The following is a 378-nucleotide window of genomic DNA, read 5'->3' as shown; positions in this document are numbered from 1 at the left end:
AGTGCCGAGTTTACCGAACTGATCGCCATTTGCGATCGCATCTATTGCATTTCAAACAGCACGCTTTCCGATCATTTCCCGGCGGTGGAGATGACCGAAGAAACCCTGCTCCTGAAAACCAATTGAAGGACAGATAACAGTGAAAGAAAACGCTATCAAAGTCCCGATCAACTGGATGGATTTCGCGACCCGCTATGGCACCGTCTTTGCTGCCCTGGTGATCTTCGTAGTCTTTTCGATCTTCAGCCCGCGCTTCCTGAGTGCTAACAATCTCAGCAACGTCCTCGTCCAGATTTCCGCTTTGACGGTGGTCGCAAGCGCCCTGACGGTTGCAGTCGTGAGCGGAGAGTTTGATCTTTCGGTCGGACAGGTCGCGGG

General features: G+C 52.6%; 1 pseudogene. It reads left to right on the top strand.

Annotated features, from left to right (window positions below):
- Nucleotides 1–139 precede the first annotated feature (139 nt).
- Nucleotides 140–378, top strand: a pseudogene (locus EN750_RS39100) (hypothetical protein); the annotation flags it as partial.

The sequence above is a fragment of the Mesorhizobium sp. M7A.F.Ca.ET.027.03.2.1 genome (assembly GCF_003999175.1).
Taxonomy (GTDB): Bacteria; Pseudomonadota; Alphaproteobacteria; order Rhizobiales; family Rhizobiaceae; genus Mesorhizobium.
Note: the sequence above shows the minus strand (reverse complement) of the source record. Positions and strands in the feature narration are given on the sequence as shown.